The organism is Vibrio mytili (assembly GCF_049563345.1).
Classification (GTDB): Bacteria; Pseudomonadota; Gammaproteobacteria; order Enterobacterales; family Vibrionaceae; genus Vibrio; species Vibrio mytili.
Genome location: NZ_CP110482.1, coordinates 1,103,926 through 1,123,459, shown reverse-complemented (window position 1 = coordinate 1,123,459; position 19,534 = coordinate 1,103,926). Strand labels below are relative to the sequence as shown.

17 protein-coding genes are annotated in these 19,534 nt (G+C 43.9%); 12 read left to right on the top strand and 5 right to left on the bottom strand.

The annotated features are described in order from the left end of the window. Window positions 1-146 precede the first annotated feature (146 nt). The 3 genes from malE to malG all read left to right on the top strand — a co-directional run bounded on the left by malE (window position 147) and on the right by malG (window position 3,881). Window positions 147-1,325 carry a maltose/maltodextrin ABC transporter substrate-binding protein MalE gene (gene malE, locus ONE56_RS18580; RefSeq protein WP_041154074.1) on the top strand — a complete coding sequence of 393 codons (1,179 nt, stop codon included), beginning with the start codon at window positions 147-149 and terminating at the stop codon, window positions 1,323-1,325. Window positions 1,326-1,404: 79 nt separating this feature from the next. Beyond that, on the top strand, window positions 1,405-2,979 hold the full coding sequence (gene malF, locus ONE56_RS18575) for a maltose ABC transporter permease MalF (protein WP_423840712.1): 1,575 nt from the start codon (window positions 1,405-1,407) through the stop codon (window positions 2,977-2,979). Window positions 2,980-2,990: 11 nt separating this feature from the next. Further along, window positions 2,991-3,881, top strand: coding sequence for a maltose ABC transporter permease MalG (gene malG / locus ONE56_RS18570; RefSeq protein ID WP_041154072.1), 891 nt, complete (start codon window positions 2,991-2,993; stop codon window positions 3,879-3,881). A gap of 347 nt (window positions 3,882-4,228) precedes the next feature. Here malG and ONE56_RS18565 read toward each other — a convergent pair whose 3' ends face one another. Together ONE56_RS18565 and ONE56_RS18560 are read right to left on the bottom strand one after the other, a co-directional pair. After that, window positions 4,229-4,474, bottom strand: a complete 246-nt coding sequence (locus tag ONE56_RS18565; protein ID WP_041154071.1) for a hypothetical protein — start codon at window positions 4,472-4,474, stop codon at window positions 4,229-4,231. 138 nt (window positions 4,475-4,612) lie between these two features. After that, complete coding sequence (locus ONE56_RS18560; RefSeq protein ID WP_041154070.1) at window positions 4,613-5,098, bottom strand: acyl-CoA thioesterase; 486 nt, start codon at window positions 5,096-5,098, stop codon at window positions 4,613-4,615. A 311-nt stretch (window positions 5,099-5,409) separates the two neighbouring features. On the opposite strand from ONE56_RS18560, the gene ONE56_RS18555 reads away from it, so the two are divergent. The 3 genes from ONE56_RS18555 to ONE56_RS18545 are packed head-to-tail and all read left to right on the top strand — an operon-like array spanning window position 5,410 to window position 8,607. Then, on the top strand, window positions 5,410-6,615 hold the full coding sequence (locus tag ONE56_RS18555) for a hypothetical protein (RefSeq protein ID WP_423840711.1): 1,206 nt from the start codon (window positions 5,410-5,412) through the stop codon (window positions 6,613-6,615). Further along, window positions 6,615-7,061 (top strand): hypothetical protein, encoded by a 447-nt coding sequence (locus ONE56_RS18550; RefSeq protein ID WP_052481453.1) that lies wholly within the window; start codon window positions 6,615-6,617, stop codon window positions 7,059-7,061. The genes ONE56_RS18555 and ONE56_RS18550 overlap by 1 nt, the downstream gene beginning before the upstream one ends. Beyond that, a complete protein-coding gene (locus ONE56_RS18545; protein WP_423840710.1) occupies window positions 7,021-8,607 on the top strand; it encodes a diguanylate cyclase in 1,587 nt (528 codons plus the stop codon). Before ONE56_RS18550 ends, ONE56_RS18545 begins: the two co-directional genes overlap by 41 nt. A 373-nt stretch (window positions 8,608-8,980) precedes the next feature. On the opposite strand, the gene ONE56_RS18540 is transcribed toward ONE56_RS18545, so the two are convergent. Next, complete coding sequence (locus ONE56_RS18540; RefSeq protein ID WP_176292559.1) at window positions 8,981-9,403, bottom strand: Hsp20/alpha crystallin family protein; 423 nt, start codon at window positions 9,401-9,403, stop codon at window positions 8,981-8,983. A gap of 257 nt (window positions 9,404-9,660) precedes the next feature. Between ONE56_RS18540 and ONE56_RS18535 the strand changes: the two genes are divergently transcribed. The 4 genes from ONE56_RS18535 (at window position 9,661) to ONE56_RS18520 (ending at window position 13,295) form a co-directional block, all read left to right on the top strand. After that, a complete protein-coding gene (locus ONE56_RS18535; protein WP_041154059.1) occupies window positions 9,661-10,125 on the top strand; it encodes an Lrp/AsnC family transcriptional regulator in 465 nt (154 codons plus the stop codon). 184 nt (window positions 10,126-10,309) lie between these two features. Beyond that, on the top strand, window positions 10,310-10,933 hold the full coding sequence (locus tag ONE56_RS18530) for a YitT family protein (protein WP_423840709.1): 624 nt from the start codon (window positions 10,310-10,312) through the stop codon (window positions 10,931-10,933). Window positions 10,934-11,005: 72 nt separating this feature from the next. Further along, window positions 11,006-12,199, top strand: a complete 1,194-nt coding sequence (locus ONE56_RS18525; protein WP_423840708.1) for an aromatic amino acid transaminase — start codon at window positions 11,006-11,008, stop codon at window positions 12,197-12,199. A 307-nt stretch (window positions 12,200-12,506) separates the two neighbouring features. Further along, window positions 12,507-13,295 (top strand): AraC family transcriptional regulator, encoded by a 789-nt coding sequence (locus ONE56_RS18520; protein WP_041154057.1) that lies wholly within the window; start codon window positions 12,507-12,509, stop codon window positions 13,293-13,295. Window positions 13,296-13,531: 236 nt separating this feature from the next. On the opposite strand, the gene ONE56_RS18515 is transcribed toward ONE56_RS18520, so the two are convergent. Both ONE56_RS18515 and ONE56_RS18510 read right to left on the bottom strand, forming a co-directional pair. Beyond that, complete coding sequence (locus tag ONE56_RS18515; RefSeq protein ID WP_423840707.1) at window positions 13,532-15,943, bottom strand: YbcC family protein; 2,412 nt, start codon at window positions 15,941-15,943, stop codon at window positions 13,532-13,534. Between the two features lies 1 nt (window position 15,944). Continuing rightward, complete coding sequence (locus ONE56_RS18510) at window positions 15,945-17,480, bottom strand: NADH-quinone oxidoreductase subunit L (RefSeq protein WP_423840706.1); 1,536 nt, start codon at window positions 17,478-17,480, stop codon at window positions 15,945-15,947. A gap of 116 nt (window positions 17,481-17,596) precedes the next feature. Between ONE56_RS18510 and ONE56_RS18505 the strand changes: the two genes are divergently transcribed. Together ONE56_RS18505 and ONE56_RS18500 are read left to right on the top strand one after the other, a co-directional pair. Beyond that, the gene (locus ONE56_RS18505) at window positions 17,597-18,487 is read left to right on the top strand and encodes a LysR family transcriptional regulator (RefSeq protein WP_331438771.1); all 891 of its coding nucleotides are present in this window, start codon (window positions 17,597-17,599) and stop codon (window positions 18,485-18,487) included. Window positions 18,488-18,752: 265 nt separating this feature from the next. Then, complete coding sequence (locus ONE56_RS18500; protein WP_423840705.1) at window positions 18,753-19,217, top strand: GNAT family N-acetyltransferase; 465 nt, start codon at window positions 18,753-18,755, stop codon at window positions 19,215-19,217. Window positions 19,218-19,534 lie beyond the last annotated feature (317 nt).

Here is a 19,534-nt window from a genome sequence, read left to right as displayed (position 1 = left end):
GAAGATCACGAAAATACGTCATAATTAGAAGGGCGTAGGGATTAGGAGGATGAGACACTATCGATTATTTTAGATGATATGTGTCGAAATACGGCTGAACCTCAATGGACTAGCCCTACATCAAAAAATATAAAAAGGATACGAACATGAAAAAGTTAAGCGCTGTAGCACTAGGCACTCTTGTTGCTTTGGGATCGTTTGGTGCTCATGCTGCCATCGAAGAAGGACAACTTACTATCTGGATCAACGGCGACAAAGGCTATAACGGTCTTGCGGAAGTTGGTAAGAAGTTCGAAGAAGATACGGGCATTAAAGTCACTGTTGCTCACCCTGACGGCTTACAAGATAGATTCCCTCAAACTGCGGCAACAGGTGATGGCCCTGATATCGTATTCTGGGCTCACGACCGTTTCGGTGGCTATGCAGAAGCAGGCCTTCTAGCAGAAATCAAACCGTCTAAAGACATTCAAGATGGTATTGTTGATTTTGCATGGGATGCGGTTCGTTATGATGGCAAATTGATTGGCTACCCTGTTGCGGTTGAATCTTTATCTCTTATCTACAACAAAGACCTGGTTCCAAACCCACCGAAAACATGGGAAGAAGTCGCGGCGCTAGACAAAGAGCTGAAGAAAGACGGCAAGTCTGCGATCATGTGGAACTTGAAAGAACCGTACTTCACTTGGCCTCTAATGGCAGCTGATGGTGGCTATGCGTTTAAATACACTTCTTCTGGTTACGATGTAAAAGATGCGGGTATTGCAAAACAAGGCGTGAAAGACGCGATGAATTTTGTGAAAGGGCTTGTTGATCAGAAAGTCATTTCTGCCGATATGGATTACTCAGTATCTGAGTCTGCATTTAACCAAGGTACGACAGCAATGACCATCAATGGTCCGTGGTCTTGGGGTAACATCGAGAAATCTGGTGTTAACTATGGTGTAACGACGCTGCCTAAATTCCAAGGTCAATCTTCTAAGCCGTTTGTTGGTGTTCTAACAGCAGGTATCAGTACTGCGTCACCAAACAAAGATCTTGCGGTGGAGTTCCTAGAAAACTATCTACTTACAAATGATGGCCTACGTAAAGTAAACGATGACAAGCCATTAGGTGCGGTTGCACTTAAGTCTTTCCAAAGTGAACTTGACTCTGACGCGCGCATCGCTGCGACAATGGACAATGCGATGAACGGTGAAATTATGCCAAATATTCCACAAATGAATGCATTCTGGGGCGCAGCTAAGAACGCGATAATCAACATTGTTGATGGTCGTCAAGACGTTGATGCTGCTCTGGCAGATGCTGAAAAACAAATGGTTAAATAAATTTAGCAAACCCTTTTAAGGAGGGGGTAACTCCTCCTTACTTTCCGATATTTATTCTTTATTCGCTAGCAGGTTCCCTATGCAGTCAGTTCAAGGTACAAAAGCTATGACAGCAACTGAAGCCAATCTCCCGAGCAGCAAAAAAGTGCTAATCAAATGGGCATTTTTAGGCACTGTCGGCATTATTAATGGTTACGCAACAATTCTAATGTATTCACGTGGTGAGATTGCATTTGCACTACTTACTCTTATTCTTACCGCTCTAGCACTGTACATTTTTGGTAGTAAAAAGACCTACGCTCATCGTTATATTTATCCTGGTATCGCAGGGATGATCTTATTCATCTTATTCCCGCTGGCGTATACCATAGGCTTAGCATTTACGAATTACAGTGCGAAAAACCAGCTTTCTTTTGAGCGTGCGCAAACGGTACTTTTGGACAGAACTTATCAAAGTGGGGATAGTTACCCATTCACCTTATACAAAACCGAGCAGGGCCATCGACTGGTTGTCGAAAAAGATGGTGAACTGCTTGCGACGCCCAACTTCCAGCTGCAAGGATTTTCAGCAACAGATTTAGATCTTGAGCCAGTCGCAGAAGTGACGGGTGAAAAAGAGCAAATCAAAACCATTATTCAGAATCGTGGCGCTTTGAGTGAGGTTGATCTTCACCTACCAGATGGTGGTGATATCCGTATGAGTGGCCTGCGTAAGTTCGCTGCGGTCGTTCCATTGTACACGCTACAAGAAGATGGTGAGGCCCTTTACAACAACCGTACGGAAGAAACACTGCGTCCGAATATGGATACGGGCTACTACCAACCAATCGACGCAAATGGTCAATTCGTAGGGAGTAGTGTGTCACCAGGTTTTGTGGTTGGTATTGGTACACACAACTTCGAACGTGTATGGAAGGATGATGGTATTAAAGAACCGTTTATCAGTATCTTTATCTGGACCATTGTTTTCTCAGCACTCACGGTGGTCTTCACTCTCGTTATCGGCTTAGTACTTGCGAGTGTTGTTCAGTGGGAAGAGTTAAAAGGTCGTTCTGTCTATCGATTACTACTGATACTGCCTTATGCCGTTCCTGCGTTTATTTCAATTCTGATCTTTAAAGGTTTGTTCAACCAAAGCTTTGGTGAGATCAACATGTTGCTTGAAGGCCTGTTTGGTATCAGTCCGGCTTGGTTCTCTGACCCATTCATGGCAAAAACCATGATACTCGTTGTCAATACGTGGTTAGGTTTCCCGTATATGATGATCTTATGTATGGGGCTACTTAAAGCGATTCCTGACGATCTATACGAGGCTTCTGCTATCGATGGAGCAAACTTTGTAACCAACTTTACACGCATTACTTTACCGATGATGCTTAAACCTTTAACACCTCTTTTGATTGCGAGTTTCGCATTTAACTTCAACAACTTTGTACTTATCCAGTTGCTGACAGGTGGTGGTCCAAACATGATTGGTACTTCTGAACCTGCTGGTTATACAGATCTGTTGGTTAGCTACACATACCGAATCGCGTTTGAAGGTGCTGGTGGTCAAGACTTTGGTCTAGCAAGTGCTGTTGCTACGTTGATCTTCCTATTGGTGGGGGCGTTAGCGCTTCTCAACCTCCGTGTAACCAAAGTAGCTCAAGATTAAGGAGACATAAAATGGCAATAGTTCAAGGTAAGTCATTGAAGTATCGTGTTTTGACTACACACATTGTTATGTGGGCGTTCTTAGCACTAATTATTTTCCCTTTGCTGATGATCATCGCGATTTCATTCCGTGAGGGTAACTTTGCAACGGGTAGTCTTATTCCGGATAACCCAACTCTGGATCACTGGAAGCTCGCTTTAGGTTTCTCTGTAACCAACGCGGATGGCACGGTGACACCGCCTCCATTCCCAGTGATGACTTGGTTATGGAACTCGGTTAAAGTGGGCGGAATCTCAGCCATTTTGATCGTGGCACTATCCACAACATCGGCTTATGCGTTTGCTCGTATGAAATTTAAAGGTAAGAACACCATTCTAAAAGCAATGATGATCTTCCAGATGTTCCCAGCGGTATTGGCGTTGGTTGCTCTTTACGCCCTGTTTGATAAGTTAGGGCAGTACATTCCATTCCTTGGTTTGAACACACATGGCGGCTTGATCTTCGCTTACTTAGGTGGCATTGCACTTCACGTGTGGACCATAAAAGGGTACTTTGAAAGTATTGACTCGTCACTTGAAGAAGCGGCTGCGCTTGACGGTGCTACGCCATGGCAAGCATTCCGCCTGGTACTGCTACCGTTGTCTGTTCCAATCTTGGCGGTGGTATTTATCTTGTCTTTCATTATGGTAATTGGTGAAGTTCCAGTGGCATCACTCCTACTTTCTGATGTAGACTCATACACATTAGCCGTTGGTATGCAGCAATATCTTTACCCGCAAAACTACTTATGGGGTGACTTTGCGGCGGCTGCAGTTCTTTCTGCAGTACCAATTACGGCAGTATTCTTACTTGCGCAACGCTGGTTGGTTGGTGGTCTAACCGCTGGTGGTGTGAAAGGATAATCTCAATTGGTCGTTGAGGTTGACAAGAATAACTAGAAAAGGGCGACCATATGGTCGCCCTTATACCAAGCATTGATATTACACTTTTGGTTTGGCCGCCGATCAGTAATATCTTGCTTTATTGGCGTTACGCATAGCTGGCTGTTAGCTTAGTTCCTTACGATTCAATCACTAACAGTTTTTGTAACCATAACCTGAGTTTAGACTCAGGTTTTTTTATGCCAATTTGGGCTGGTTTGATATCACGATAAGCTTAACGACTTTGCAATGGATTACATAGAGACGGCATACCCCCATGCGTATCACTTCACAGAAATAGTCATATTCAAAAGGGGGCGGAGGAGGGGTCAAAACTCGCGGTTGGAAGGTGCGCAACCGACATATTGCAGCAGCGTGTATAAACTCTCTTGTTGTAGTGCTACACGTCGAAAGAGGTTAGCGAAAGTATCATCGCCACCAAAACAGGCCTGAATATAATGGTTAATTTCGTTGTCTTTATAACCCTCGACATACATTGTCCTTACCCATTGATATTCGACTGACTTTAAATTGGTCAATGTCTCTTCATTTAAGGTGGTTTTTACTGGTCCCAAGATCCAAACTCACGTCATCCAAATTTGTGCTTGGATTAAAGCAAAGCAAAGTGAAAGATTTATGACAATGAAAGGTAGGCTGTGAGCTAAATTGCATAACTATGACATTACTTCACAACCTAGTTCCAATAGAAAGGTTTATTTTAGATATTTAACGTGTGCTTCCATCTCCTCACCAATTTCTTGGCGCATATTCATAAGACGAATCGCTGACTGCTCTAGTGCTTTGTCTTCTTCTGATTCTGGGACCCATTTACGAACGTCAGTTGGTTGACCATGTTCATCAACAGCAACCATAATCACGATACAGTGAGTAGTTAAACGGTTTTTCATTTCTTTAGGATCACTGGCTTGCACATCAATCGCGATGTGCATAGAGGTACGCCCGGTATAGACTACTCTTGCACTGACTTCAACGAGGTTCCCAACATGAATGGGGGCGACAAAACGTATCCCACCCGCGTAAGCAGTAATGCAATACTTCCCGCTCCAGGCTGCAGAGCAGGCATAAGCCGCTAAGTCGATCCATTTCATTACCGCCCCACCGTGCACTTTACCACCAAAGTTTACATCCCCAGGCTCTGCTAAAAAACGAAGAGTAATATCTCTTTGACCACTGCTCATCTGTCATTCCTTTGTGAATTAATGACACAACCCTATAACAATATTTGCGAGATTAACCAGATATTTGTCACATTACGAAATTGCTTACTAATTGATTACTAATTGATTACTTCTTCCAGTTTCATAATCAGTCATCATTATTTTCGCAGGGCAATTAATAGACTGATCAGTCTGACATATTTATGAAAGAACAATAATATTCATTAAACTTACGAAGGCTTTTCTGATATCTTATATATAGTACTTATGTGTTATTTTTGTGATATTGGTTCAGAAATGAGAGGTGTATCCTGTTGGGTGAAGGAGTATCCATGAAGTTGCAGGTGTGGTTGTTAATTGGGGGACTGTTACTTCCGACTTTGAGCTATTCTGGCACCGATATGATCGAGTTTCGTGGGTTTGGTACACTAAGTGGTGTCTACTCTGATTCTGATTCACTTGCTTTTCGTCGAGACATGACACAAGAAGGCAAGACAAAGGAGCTGAGTTTACTCTCTGATTCACTTTTAGGTTTACAGACTGACATTCAAATTACCGATGCACTTAAAGCAACTGTGCAGCTTGTGGTAAAAGACCGAGTCAATAATAGCTTTGATGAATCATTAACTTGGGCGAGTTTAAGTTACGATTTCAACAACGCATGGAATATTCGTGCAGGTCGAATAGCCAGCGATCTCACGCTTATCGGAGATGTTGGGAACATTGCCTATGCCTATGATTGGGTCAGGCCCCCAGTGGAATTTTATGGCCGGATCCCTTTTTATCATTTTGATGGTGTCGAAGTATTGTATCGTCAACCTCTTGAGGCTGGTCACTTATCCGCCAAAGTTTTTTATGGCCAGTCGGGGAGTACTTTCAATTATAAATCAGTGATCTCGGAGTTTGATTTATCTCCTTTTACAGGGATAGCACTACGGTATGAAAATAGTGATTTAATCTTGCGTACGGCTTATGCGAGGACAAAATTAGAATCAGTTAAAAATTCCAGATACAGTGCTTTGATGCGCTTTCTTGCTGCTAACCCTCAAGTCCCCGGGACGTCTGAAACTTATAAGCGACTTAACTCTTATGATTCTCCTATCGATTATTATACCGCTGGGGTCGAGTACCGACACAAATCATGGAAATGGTTATCGGAAATCTCTTACATGGATAGTGACTTAAATACGCTACTTCCTTCGATATCCGCTTATGTTGGCGTTGTAAAGCGCATTGACAATTTCGCTATCTACGGCCTGGCTGCACATTCTCAAACCACTCGTTCTAACGTAAGTGCATCGCCAAACCTGCCAGATCCTATAAGGATTCCTATACAGGCGGGGTATGACGGTGTCGATGTTAAGCAAAGTACGGCTTCTTTAGGTTTACGTTGGGATGTTGCTCAGAATGTGGCAATTAAAGGCCAGTGGGACCATAGCTGGGTATCTGCAAATCAAGACATGCTCTGGGATGGGGAAACAAATACGTCGGATGAGCAAGTAAACATTTTAACGTTTAGTGTGGACTTTATATTCTGATGACGATGAGAAATTGTTTTGTTTTGATACTAGCGTTGCTTTTTGGTACCCCAGCTAAAGTGTGGGGACAAGACTTGCTTGTCATTGTGAATAAAGATAATCCTATAGATCAACTCACAAAACATCAGGTTGTTGATCTGTTTATGGGCAGAACCCCTTACTTCCCGACCGGGGGGGCTGTGATGAAACTCGACGCGCCAAGTTCTTCTGACGTTCGTCGAGAGTTCTACCAATCGTTGGTCAGTATGTCTTTGTCAGAAGTTAACGCGTATTGGGCTCGGCTAATGTTCAGTGGTAGGGCTACACCACCAATGCAAGTTCCGCAAGAGCAAGATATTGTTCAATTAGTATCAGGTAATGCCAATGCGATTGCGTATATACCTAAAACCTCAATCGGAGAGTTGAGTGGCGATATCAAAACTATTTTCGTTTTATCGAATCATTAACCGGCGTATAGGGCTGAAATTCTTGGCCTCTATTTTTGCTGTTTCGAGTATATTTATCCCTGTGACAAGTTATTTGAGTTATCAACATGCCTATGACAATGTCCAATTGTCAGCGAAAGAACGTGTATATCGGCTGGTTGAACTGATTAGGTATAACGCGTCTATGGCTGCGTACTTGTCTGATAGTGTGATGGCAACAGAGCTGGTTTCAACTCTGGTTGATAATCCTGAAGTTCAGGGCGCACGCTTTACGATGTCTTCTGGGATGATTCATGTACTTGGCCGAATACCTCACAACAAAAGCGACATTGTTGTGTCGCTATCTCCTCAGTTTAGTAATGAAAAAGTCGGTGAGCTGGAGCTGTTTCTCGATCGTGCTTTCATCGATCAAAAAGCGCGCGAGAAGGGAATGTCGTTAGTCGTTTGGCAAACATTTTTGCTTGTTACCATCCTCATGTGTGTGTTTGTGATTTTACGACAGGTTATCTACCGCCCTCTTAATCAATTGTTAGAGCAAATTAGTCGTGCCTCAGTTGATGGTAACGCGACAAATACTCACATTCAGGTTAGCTCGAAGGATGAGATCGGATTTTTGGCTAAGAATACCAATAATCTGATGAATAGAATCTCAAGCTTCTATCAAAGTGAGGCTGAAAAAAATGCCCAGATTGTTCAGTTGGAACGCCAGTTTAGAATCATTTTTGAATACTCACACGCTGGCATCGCACTTCTGAACCAAAGAAACCAAGTTTATTTGGCGAATCAGGCGTTCAAATCAACCCTTAAATACGCTAGCACAAAAGATGAGTTAATCTATTTACCCGATCTGTTCGACGATAAAGAAGATTTTGAACAGTTACTTGATCAGGTGCGTCGTACCGGTGATAGTTTGTTTCGCGACTTCCTGTTACGCGAAGGCGACGACGTTTGGTTGCGAGTGTTGATATCTGACGTAGAGCAACAGCACCATAGCGATTTGGAACAGTTTATCGAGCTGGTGGTCTATGACATTTCGGATCGTGCTAAAAAAGAAAAAGTGTCTGACTATAACGCAGCCCATGATCTATTGACTGGTATTTACAATCGTCGTGGTGCGGAAGCGCGATTGAAAACGCTCTGCGAATATGCGAGAGAGCGTCAATCTTACTTGGCTATTGTTTGGCTAGATTTGAATGATTTTAAGATTATTAATGATGAGCATGGTCATGTAGTGGGTGACGCAGTCCTGAAAGAGTTGAGTATGCGACTGATAAAAATTTCTCGTCCTCAAGATATTGTCGCCCGCTGGGGAGGGGACGAGTTTATTGTCGCTATGAATTTGGATGATACAACGGTACTCCCTAACATTTTGCAAGAGATGGAAGCGGCGTGTTCAAAGCCTATTACGGTAAACAGTGAGCTATCGGTCTCGGTCGGTGCGAGTATTGGTGTCGGTACTTCAGATAAAGTTGGATACGACGTTGAAAGGCTGCTTATTCGAGCAGATCAGTTGATGTATCAGGTGAAGCGTGATGGTAAACGTGGGTACAAAGTCGATTGTTTGTGAATGGAGTGCGTCCCTTCGGTCATCGAAACGTATTTAGCTCATGGATATTGATTTTCATCTGGAAAAGATGAAACTTGACTGTTTTTGCACGTTGTATATATCAAAATGTTATATTGAGGTCTAGTTTACAAGGCTTCAACGATATTAGGTTTTGAATTTTGTTGTTGGATGCATACCCACACCACTGTATGTCTATTGAAACTCGATTTGTTCTCAAACTTCTACCAGTACCAGTACCAGTACCAGTACCAGTACCAGTACCAGTGCCAGTGCCAGTGCAACTGCTGAGGCTGAGACCAACTAGACAGGGCTGGTATTCATTACACGTAAAAAACGCCCTCCAGTCAAAGGAGGGCATTTTGTTTAATCTTAGCTAGCGAATCGGAATCTTGTGCTCTTCTTCGCTATGGCCGGCTAGTTTCGGTACCACGACAGTCAAAACACCGTCGGAAAAATCAGCGCTAATTTCTTCGACGTTGATGTTGTTACCGAGCGTAAAACTCCGAGACATCTTGCCACTGTAACGTTCACTGTGGACTACCTTACCTTCTTTTTCTGTCTCTTTTTTAGTCTCGATACTTGCTTCGATGGATAACACGCCTTGCTGGCAGCTAAGCTTAATATCTTCTTTTTTCACTCCCGGCAAATCGGCAGTGACTTCGAAAGCTTGGTCTTTTTCGACGATATCTACTCGTGGCGAAAAAGTGCCTTCTTCGAATCGTGTCCTCAATGCAGGAAATGAATTGTCAAAGAACCGGGAAAAATCAGCCCAGCTATCTCGAGGAACCAAGCTCATAATTACCTCCTCGTTTACTCTTCCGAACATCACTATAAGTGTAATTCGGATGTGAAAATTTTCAGGGAAAATTACATCTGTCATTGATCAAAATCAAAAGCGAACGAATAAGTTATACGCACTAGAATCAATTATTCTCACAGCGCCAAACATTTTGAGGTTCTTGGAGTATGAATGGGCAACTGCAAACCGAAAAGTAGTCGAGATTACTGGGACTTGTTAAACTCATGGTCAGCTTAAAAGGAGAGATTTTTGATATGGCTAATGATCTGGATGACTACGACGTAAAGATATTGGAACTACTGCAAAAGAATGGGCGCCTGACAAACCAAGAGTTAAGTGATCTGGTCGGGTTATCGGCTTCTCAATGTTCGCGCCGACGCATCTCCTTAGAAAATAATAAGCTGATCCTCGGATACCACGCTCGTTTGTCACCACATGCGTTACAGCAGGAAGTGATTGCGATGATAGAAGTAAAACTGTTGAACCATGAAGCGGATAGGACCAATAGCTTCTTGAGTTTTATTGATAGTCAAGCGTCAATCGTTGAGGTGTTTAAAACCACAGGTGACGCGGACTATTTGATCAAATGTTTAGTCTCGGATTTAAATGCACTTAACGAACTGATCAACCGCATTTTTACGACCCAATTAATTTCTCACATTAAAACTTCCGTTGTACTTGAACGTGTTAAAGAGTACGGCGCAACGCTTCAGTCCTAATGTTCTAATGCATGCCAGTGACTCATTGCAGTGCTTATTTGGTGCGTAATAATTTTCGTTATGCACATTTCTATTGATTTGTGCTTTTTAATTGCACATTTTGTTTATTGTGTTATTAATTATGCGTAATGAGTGCATGGCGACATGCAGTGCTGGGATTAAAGTGTTATGAAAGGGATTGATAATGTCAGAGGTGACAATGACGAACACAGAGCACAAATGGTTTGAGGATGTGTTCGCGCTTTTTATGGGAACAAGCTTGGTTTCATTTGGTGTACTGTTTTTAAAGCAAGTAGGGATGGTCACGGGTGGCACTGCTGGATTATCCCTGTTCCTCAGTTACAACTTCAGTTTAGAGTTTGGTACCGTTTTCTTTTTGGTTAACTTACCTTTCTATTACTTAGCTATTCGCCGTATGGGGTGGGTATTCTGCCTCAAGACCTTTACTGCTGTCGGTTTGGTTTCGGTTATTACCAATACTCAATCTCATTTTGTTCAAATTAGTGACGTACATCCACTCTACGGCGCTATTTTTGGTGGATTCCTATTTGGTACAGGATTCATCATTTTATTTCGTCACAAAGCCAGCCTTGGTGGTTTCAATATCCTAGCGTTGTATCTTCAAGATAAAATTGGTTTACGGGCGGGCTGGTTCTTAATGGGTGTAGACATCACGATTATGCTAGTGTCTCTGTCCGTTGTCGGTTACGCAGAACTGGCGTTATCAATACTCTGTGGCGTCATATTGAACTTCATAATTGGTTTAAATCATCGTGCAGACCGTTATCAGGCGAGTGTACTCAAATGACGGCAAGATGGTGGCTTCAGCGCGCTGTTACTGGTGCAAACCCAAGGAAAATAATTAACAAGGAGAATGTAAATGCTTGATCATGTAAAAGCGTATGCCGGAGACCCGATTTTGTCTCTAATGGAACAATTTATGGCTGATGAACGTTCTGAAAAAGTGAATTTGAGTATCGGCTTGTACTACGATGAAAATGGCAATATTCCAACGCTACCATCCGTTGCTGCCTCTAAACAGGCATTAGCGACACAAGAAAGCCAGCCTTGTATCTATCTGCCAATGGAGGGGCTAGCACCATACCGTTCCGCGGTTCAAGATTTAGTCTTTGGTGAAAGTCATCCTGCTTTAAAGGAAAAGCGAGTTGCGACAATTCAGTCCCTAGGCGGATCGGGCGCATTGATGATTGGTGCCGATTTTCTCAATCATTATTTCCCTAACTCCAAAGTATGGGTAAGTAATCCAACATGGGAAAACCACAACGCGATCTTCGCTGGTGCTGGATTTGAAGTTGGTACTTACCCGTACTTTAATCCCGAGACGAAGATGTTGGACTTTGATGGTATGGTCTCAAAGTTAAAACAGTTACCAGAAGAGAGTATTGTGTTACTTCACCCATGCTGCCACAACCCAACGGGTGTTGATCTCACTAATGAGCAATGGGACAGCGTCATTGAAGTCGTTAAAGAGAAAAAGCTAATCCCATTCTTTGACATGGCTTACCAGGGGTACGGTGAAGGTATTGTCGAAGACGCTTATGTGATTCGTAAAATTGCATTAGAAAAAGACGTAGTGAGTTTTGTAAGCAACTCATTCTCGAAAACGTTTTCTCTTTATGGTGAGCGCGTGGGTGGTCTGTCTGTGGTTTGTGGTAACGATGAAGAGGCTTCTCGTGTTCTTGGCCAGTTGAAAGCAACGGTTCGTCGCAACTACTCCAGCCCAGCTAAACACGGTGCGGTTGTTGTTTCGAACGTGCTCAATACTGAAGAGTTAAAGGCTCAGTGGTTTGGTGAGGTGGAAGGGATGCGTAGTCGTATTCTTACGATGCGAGAGACATTGCATAACCAACTTAAAAAACTGAGTCCTGAAAAAGATTTCAGCTTTTTAATCAAACAGAAAGGCATGTTCAGCTACACCGGTTTTTCTCAAGAGACGGTTGAAACACTCCGTGAAGTTCATGGGATCTATTTGATCAGTAGCGGTCGTATGTGCCTTGCTGGTTTGAATGAACACAATGTTGAACGAGTTGCTGAGGCATTCGCTGCTGTTTAGTTTGGCGTTAATGTTTTTTTAAAACGGGACCCTAGTGTTTATGCTAGGGTTTTTTTATTCCCTTTTAAACTTGCTTAGTTCTAGAAAATCCCAACGTGTTCTCCCATCTTTTGAAGGTCTGCCAGTAACGGTTTCCAACGTCAGTTTACCGATATAAACGATAAACGTTTTCTTACCAAGCCTTCGCATTAAACGCGGGAGCGAAGAAGACGGCCCTTAATGAACAATAATTAATGACGAGCGTCTGGCTGATCTTTATAATGAAAAGTATCCTCAGAAAGACACAATAACGAATTGGAACACGACTTTGAAAAAGAGTCCGAGAAATCTTCATCCATCTTTAACCATTGACCGTGCGCCATCGGAAGTGTTTATGAACTTCGACGCGTTTTTATCCAACACAGAAACGCGTGTTCATAGTCACCCGTGGGGACAAGTCCAATTGATTAGCGGTGGAATTTTAGAAATGGATGCAGAAGATAAACGCTTCTTAGCGCCGCCACATTTGGCTATCTGGGTGCCAGCTGGTATTCGCCATACCAGTTACAACCGTAAACCAATCGAATACTGCTCACTCAATATTGCCCCCGAGCTGACTTCTCATTTCCCAACGAAGACTAGCTTGATCAAAGTTACTCCAATCACGTCTGCAATCATTGAGGATTTTCGTCAGCGTGATATCAATGTAGCGCAAAGCGACGAAGATAAACGCTTAGTGCAAGTGTTGCTCGACCAATTAGCCAAACAAGAAGTTGAACACCATTTTTTACCAACGACAGATAACAAGTATTTGCAGCCAATACTGAAAGCCGTAGAAGAATCGCCTACCGATGACATTAGCTTGTCGGAATGGGCGGAAAAAGTGCACACCACAGAGAGAACCTTGGCGCGCCACTGTCAAAGTGAGTTAGGCATGAGTTTTACTGAATGGCGACTACGCGTTCGGTACTTACACTCAATGGAGCTTTTGCGCAAAGGTCAAACCGTCAAAGAAGTTGCGCTGACGTTGGGGTATAACCAAGCCAGTCCTTTTATCGCAATGTTTAAGAAATACTCCGGTGTCACACCAGAGCAATATAAGAATCGGTTGTTGTAAATTATTGAGCGTGTGGCTGGAACCATAATTGGCCCCAGCCACAGCAAGTTCTCCGAGCATTTATCGCTGCCTAACGGCGTCGGGTAAAAGTATTTAGCCTCATTGACTTAGAATAACTAGGCTCAATCGAATTACCTTGTCTAAAACGCTTTTGATTAGGCGTTCCTATCCGAACAACAGTTAACCCCCGAAAGATCAACGGGCTCTAACGCTTAGTCAGTATCATTAAACGACGCCTAATCGATCCATTCACTGTTTCGATATTGCTCAATGCCGTTTTCACCGAAACGAGCCAAATAGAGCCACTGGTTATCGACCAAATACCTGACGGTTTGGTGCGCATCAATCACGCCTTGGATAGCGGCTCTCGGTGCATCAATGATTACGGTCAGTCTCAATGGTTGATGACGCCAATCTTGACCATCGTGCACTGATTGAAGAGCTAGACCATTACGTAAGTCGCCGCCATTGCCTTCAAATAAACCAATGTGTCCACCAACCACGTTGTGCAAGGTTTTGTTACCGCTACCGTATCTAAAGTTATCTACGCTAGAGGCAAAATATTGCATATTGATCCAGTGTGTTACCAACATAGGTGCGGTCATGATCTTCTCTAGTACTTCACCTGTTTGGTCTTGGTTTGGATCGTACTCATGCATAAACACGCGCCCTTCTAAATTGACATCTCGACTGCGCCAACGAGGAGCAATAATAAACGCAGCATTATTGGTAAGTCCCCACTCAGGCCGAGTCTGTGACCAATCATTAGCTCGGATGGCAAAGGCTTTTGCAAGCTTACTATCGTCTACGTTGTTAACACTGATGCCTATCCCAGGGGCTCGTTCTCGACGAGCAGCGATACTGGCCTGATCGAACTTTTGACGTAGCTTGGCGATGTCAGCTTGATGCGTTTCTGGCACCAGTCTTACATCGAGCAGTTCGACATTTTCAGTGGTGGTATTATGTAACCCAGCCATAAACCATGTCTCACTCGAAACCTCAATTCCCATATTGGCTAGTTGCAGCCTAACTTTTGGTTCGTTCAGTAGCGCAGCCGCAGCTCTAGCGTTCACTTCGCCACTCTGACCACAACAAGCTCCGCAATCCAATCCCGCCTGTTGGGGGTTATTCTCAGTCTGTGCTCCGTGTCCGACCAAGACAACTAGACGTGCTTGTTGTTGAGTAAGCCCCATGCCGGTGAGAATGTCTGCCGCTAATTGGGTTCGTTGCTCAAGAGACACCTCAGCTGATAATTTGGGTACTGAACAAGCAATATCACTCGACGCGTCTTCACTATTGACACTGGCACCAGAGCGGAGCGGTAACGCACGCTTCACCAACTGAGTGATATAGCTCAGACCCGTTGATTCAACCAAAGTAAACGCTGCACCAGGTTGACGATGGAACGGTTGCCAACTTTGCCCGCGCTTAAGTTGCTGTTTGCGTTGCTTGACCAAAGCATGTTGCTGTTCATGCGCGTCACAACACTCAGATACTTGCATTTGTGGGGCCAGAAGCCCTGGCAATTGAGGCCGATGAACATCGGTACCAATTGGGTTGTAGCTGATTGGCATACCAAAAAAGCCCGCAAAACCAAGCGTTGCTATTTTATCAGAACGTGCTTCTAGGTGACGACGAATGACTTCTGAGCGTACATCAATACAAAACGCAACTTGTGCCTCGATTTGCGCTTTTTCTGGACGATTAGCGTGACTTTGCTTTAAGGCGTTGAACAAATGGCTTTGATAGCGAATTTCATCAGCGCGCTGCCAAATCATCAACGGTTGGTTTTGGCTCGGCATGGCGTAGTGGTGTTTCCATTGACGTTGCCAAAGCACCTCTATCGGGCGAGCAGAATCGAGAATCAACCATTCCCAGCAGAGCCTAATTGCCAACAAATCTTGTAAATAATCGGTAGTTTGTTGCTTAAAATTGGCTTGCCAGTTGAGATATGCGCACCAAGACGCCCAGCCGTTGATTCTCAATAAACACGCTTCTAAGTAGTGTTTGTAATCACTTTCATTCAATAAAAGTTTATCGAGTACCCAATCTATTGCCGCAAAGCTATCATCTGGTAACTGCTTTGCCCGGGTGTTGATCTGTTTTGATTTCATCAGCAGAGCGACACTATAGTCCTGCTCGATCGCCGAACGCCAGCTCGCGTAGAGGCCTTGAGTATTGTCTGCTTTCCAATCTGATAATGAATCATCAAAATACGCGGCGCAAAATTGGGAAATTTGCGTGGTAATCGTATCGCACCACGCAGGCTGGTGAGACAAGTCGCGCTGGCTATCCAACGCGTCACAATGCAATGGAGCAGGCGTTAATTCTGTTTGATTGGCTGAGAGACTATCAACGAGCTCTCTAATGGTAAAACGATCACCAAACTCTTGATTCGCTTGCAGTAAATGTCCTTCAGTGATCTCACCGTGTTGCCAGCGTGCTAAATACACCTCCCCCTTCATACTCATGGGCGAGCCCGCTTGTTTTTCTAGCGAAGCAGCAACGTGACTGAAGGGTTGATTAATCCGATGCCAATAAGGGCTCACCGCTATCATTTGGTCTAGTGGCCAGTTGGGTGTGATGCGCTGGCATACTTGAGCAACCACCGTGCTCAAGTCAACGGTTTTTGATGGTTTGACATTCATATTAGAGCTCCCACTGACGATTTTGTCGTAATACCCATGTTTGTGCTTGGCTAGCGTTAAAACGAGCGGGCCAATATTTAAAGGTTAAGCGGGTGAAGGTTTCATCCAGGAAAAAACCGTGATACGCCCAACTATATAATCTGGCGATGAGAGGATGATGAGAACACAAGCCGACGATACCTTGCGTTAAATAAAGTATTGAAAATACGCCCATTACTAGGCTAGTTGCCACAAAGTTGTCGAACGGCTGGCTGCTGATCGCTTGAGCAAAAAGTAGATGAAATAGCAAATAGGCTTGGGTCAATAATGCTATTCGCGCCACAGACACCAGTGCTAACGACCAACTCGAAACCGACCACAGTAAAGGGGCAAAGCCAAAAGCTAAAATCACTATGACCACAGGTGCGAGTTCAATTTCCTCCGTCATCCATTGCCAACCGAGCAAAGAGGTGACAATGATGGCTGCTGATACTATCGGCGCTAACAACAAAGCACTGGTTGAGACCATGCGAAATCGACCTTGAAGCCGCTCATTAAAGGTATGTTGCACCGCTTGTCCAGAGCTTAAGAAAGCGTGTGCCTTGTAGAGTGAATGAGCGACCAGATGGAGTAATGCCAACTCGTAAAGACCTAAGCCTATTTCCATTAACATAAAGCCCATTTGCGCACAGGTCGACCAAGCCAAGCGTACTTTGATGCTAATACGCGTCATCATTACCAACCCCGCAAGCAATGCGGTTAAGCTACCCACAACAATCAATAACCATTGAGCGACACTCGCGAGGCCTATCAAGTCAGCGATTCGAATCAGGACGAAGCCGCCCATATTCACGACACCAGCATGCAACAAGGCAGAAACTGGAGTGGGGGCTTCCATGACTTGAATTAACCAACCGTGCAGAGGCAACTGTGCGGTTTTAAGAATTGCAGCGATAGCAAACAGCACTGCGACTACGTTAAGCGATCCCATTACACCTTGAGTGGCCAAATACTGATTGATCTGATCAAGCTGCCAACTCCCCACATCCTGATAGACCAATACCATCGCGACAATCAAACACAAATCGGCCAATCGGCTCACAATAAATTTTTTGTGTGCAACCAACTGGGCTGATTTTCGCTGAGGATAAAAGGTCAACAAAGAATGCATGCCAATACTGGTCGCAGACCAAGCCATTGCAATGATCAAAAGGTTTTGACTGGTTACTAACAATGCAACGCAGGCCAGTGTAAACAACATGGATCTGACAAATCGGCGTTGCCCCGATTCTCCTTCAAGATAATTTGCAGAAAATCGAACGATGACCCAGCTTAATAATGAAACAAGTAAAGCCATAATTAAACCAAGTGAGTCTTGGCTTTCTCCGTTGGCTAAGTAGCGATACAACTCGGTTAAAGCGGTGACTCCTGAAGTAAGCACAGCAATTGCAGTGGCCCACTTCGCGACGCGCCACGTTCCGACTCTCGGTAGCCACGACAATGCAGCTGCCGCAGAAAAAATCGCGGGTAAAAACCAAAAGGTAAACAGGTCTGACACCTTATATTTCTCCTCACAAGGATTATGATTATTGTGAGAAGTATTTTGCTGACGAGTAATAAATATGTAAAATAGTTAATTATTCACAAATCGTTCTAAAAAACAGAACAATGAAAATACGATCACTGAATTTCCACCACTTACGTTATTTTTGGACGGTTGCCAAAGAAGGGCATTTAACTCGTTCCGCAAAGATGCTCAACGTGTCGCAATCAGCGCTTTCAGCGCAAATACGTCAGTTAGAAGAGCACCTAGGCGAGATGTTATTTGTTCGGCAGGGGCGCAGTTTACAACTGACAGCGACCGGGTATTTAGTATTGGAGTACGCCGATAGCATCTTTAATCTCAGCGGCGAACTGCTGTCCATTCTTGATAGCGGCGAAATGTCGCGCGTCCAGCAATTGCGCATTGGCGCCGTTGCTACCTTATCGCGTAACTTCCAAGAAAATTTTCTCCGTCCGGTCTTAGGCAAAAAGAATATTCGCCTAATACTGCACTCCTCAACCCAAGAGGCTTTGCTTGAGCAGTTACAAATGCATAAACTGGATCTAGTACTATCAAATCAACCGGTTGCAAGCGACTCATCACGGCCTTGGCGATGTAGACTGATTGCCCAGCAACAAGTTTGCTTGGTGGGGCCCAATAATCCTGCTCTACAAGCACTTTCTCTGCCTCAACAGTTAGACCAAGTCAATCTATTAGTACCAGGACCAAGTAACGATATACGCCTGCAATTCGACTTATTCTGTGAGCAGCACGGCATCACGGTCACCCCTTATGCAGAGGTCGATGATATGGCGATGTTGCGTCTTTTGGCACGGGATGTAGAAGGATTGGCAGTCGTGCCGGAAGTCGTGGTTCAAGACGAAATAGAATCCGGCTTGTTAAAAAACTACCTTAGCTTAGACTCGGTCAGTGAATGCTTTTACGCTATCACCACTAAGAGGCATTTCAATATGTCGGTTATCAATAATTTGTTGAACGGCGTTACGCCCGATCAGCCGTAAAGTGACATTTGAAGACTTAGAGTGGAACCAGTAAAAAGTTGAGGAATAGGCACTGTGGTCAAAGCCTTGGTGTCTTATTTTTTCCTTATTCATCACCATATCAATATTGGCCAATTTCTTTCCCATGATAGTTTATTGCGAAATAGACTGGGTCCGATAAGAAGACATTTTCATCATTGGAAAATGACAATCAAACAAACTCTGTGAGTCACACTAAGTTAATAATCATAAACACTTACGTCAGCTGAATAGCGGAGACACTAGAATGATAAAAATCCGAAAGTATGCAGAATCAGACGCTCATTCGTTGTGGAAAATTTACTTCCACACGGTTCGAAATATTAATATTCGAGATTATTCCCTGGCACAAGTCATCGCTTGGGCTCCTGAAGATATTGACCCGGACGTTTGGCAACAAAAAATGAAGTCTATTTCTCCGTGTGTTGCTGAAATAGATGGCGAAATTATGGGGTACTCTGATATTCAAGACAACGGTTTAATTGATCACTTCTTCTGCCATCATGAACATCAAGGTAAGGGGGTAGGTCGTGCGCTTATGGAACATGTACTTGACGTTGGTCGAGCAAAGGGGCTGGTCAGATTTTACTCTGAAGTTAGTATTACTGCCCGTCCTTTTTATGAAAGGTTTGGTTTTAAAGTGGTGAAAGAGCAGGTAGTGAAAATCCGCGCTGAAGCGTTAACGAACTTCGTCATGGAAAAATTCATATAAGCAACGATTATGGTGTCAGGATAGTGTACTTAACCTGATACGGCAGTTTGGTAGGATACCCGAATAGAATGTGAGTCCACATTCAAGTCATCTCGCTCATTGGGAGCGTGTCACTGGGCTAATTCTAAGTCAAAGAACTTGCTATCTTGTCGCAGTTCATTCTTTTAGTTTGAACCACAAATAGGCCTAAGTGACAACGCTTTGAAAGTGACAACGCTGTGAAAGTGACAACACTGTGGACCCTGCATCTTGATGTTATTTGGGAACATATGATCTTGTGAGTGGTAACCCACCCATTTTCGATCTGATTCTGCAGG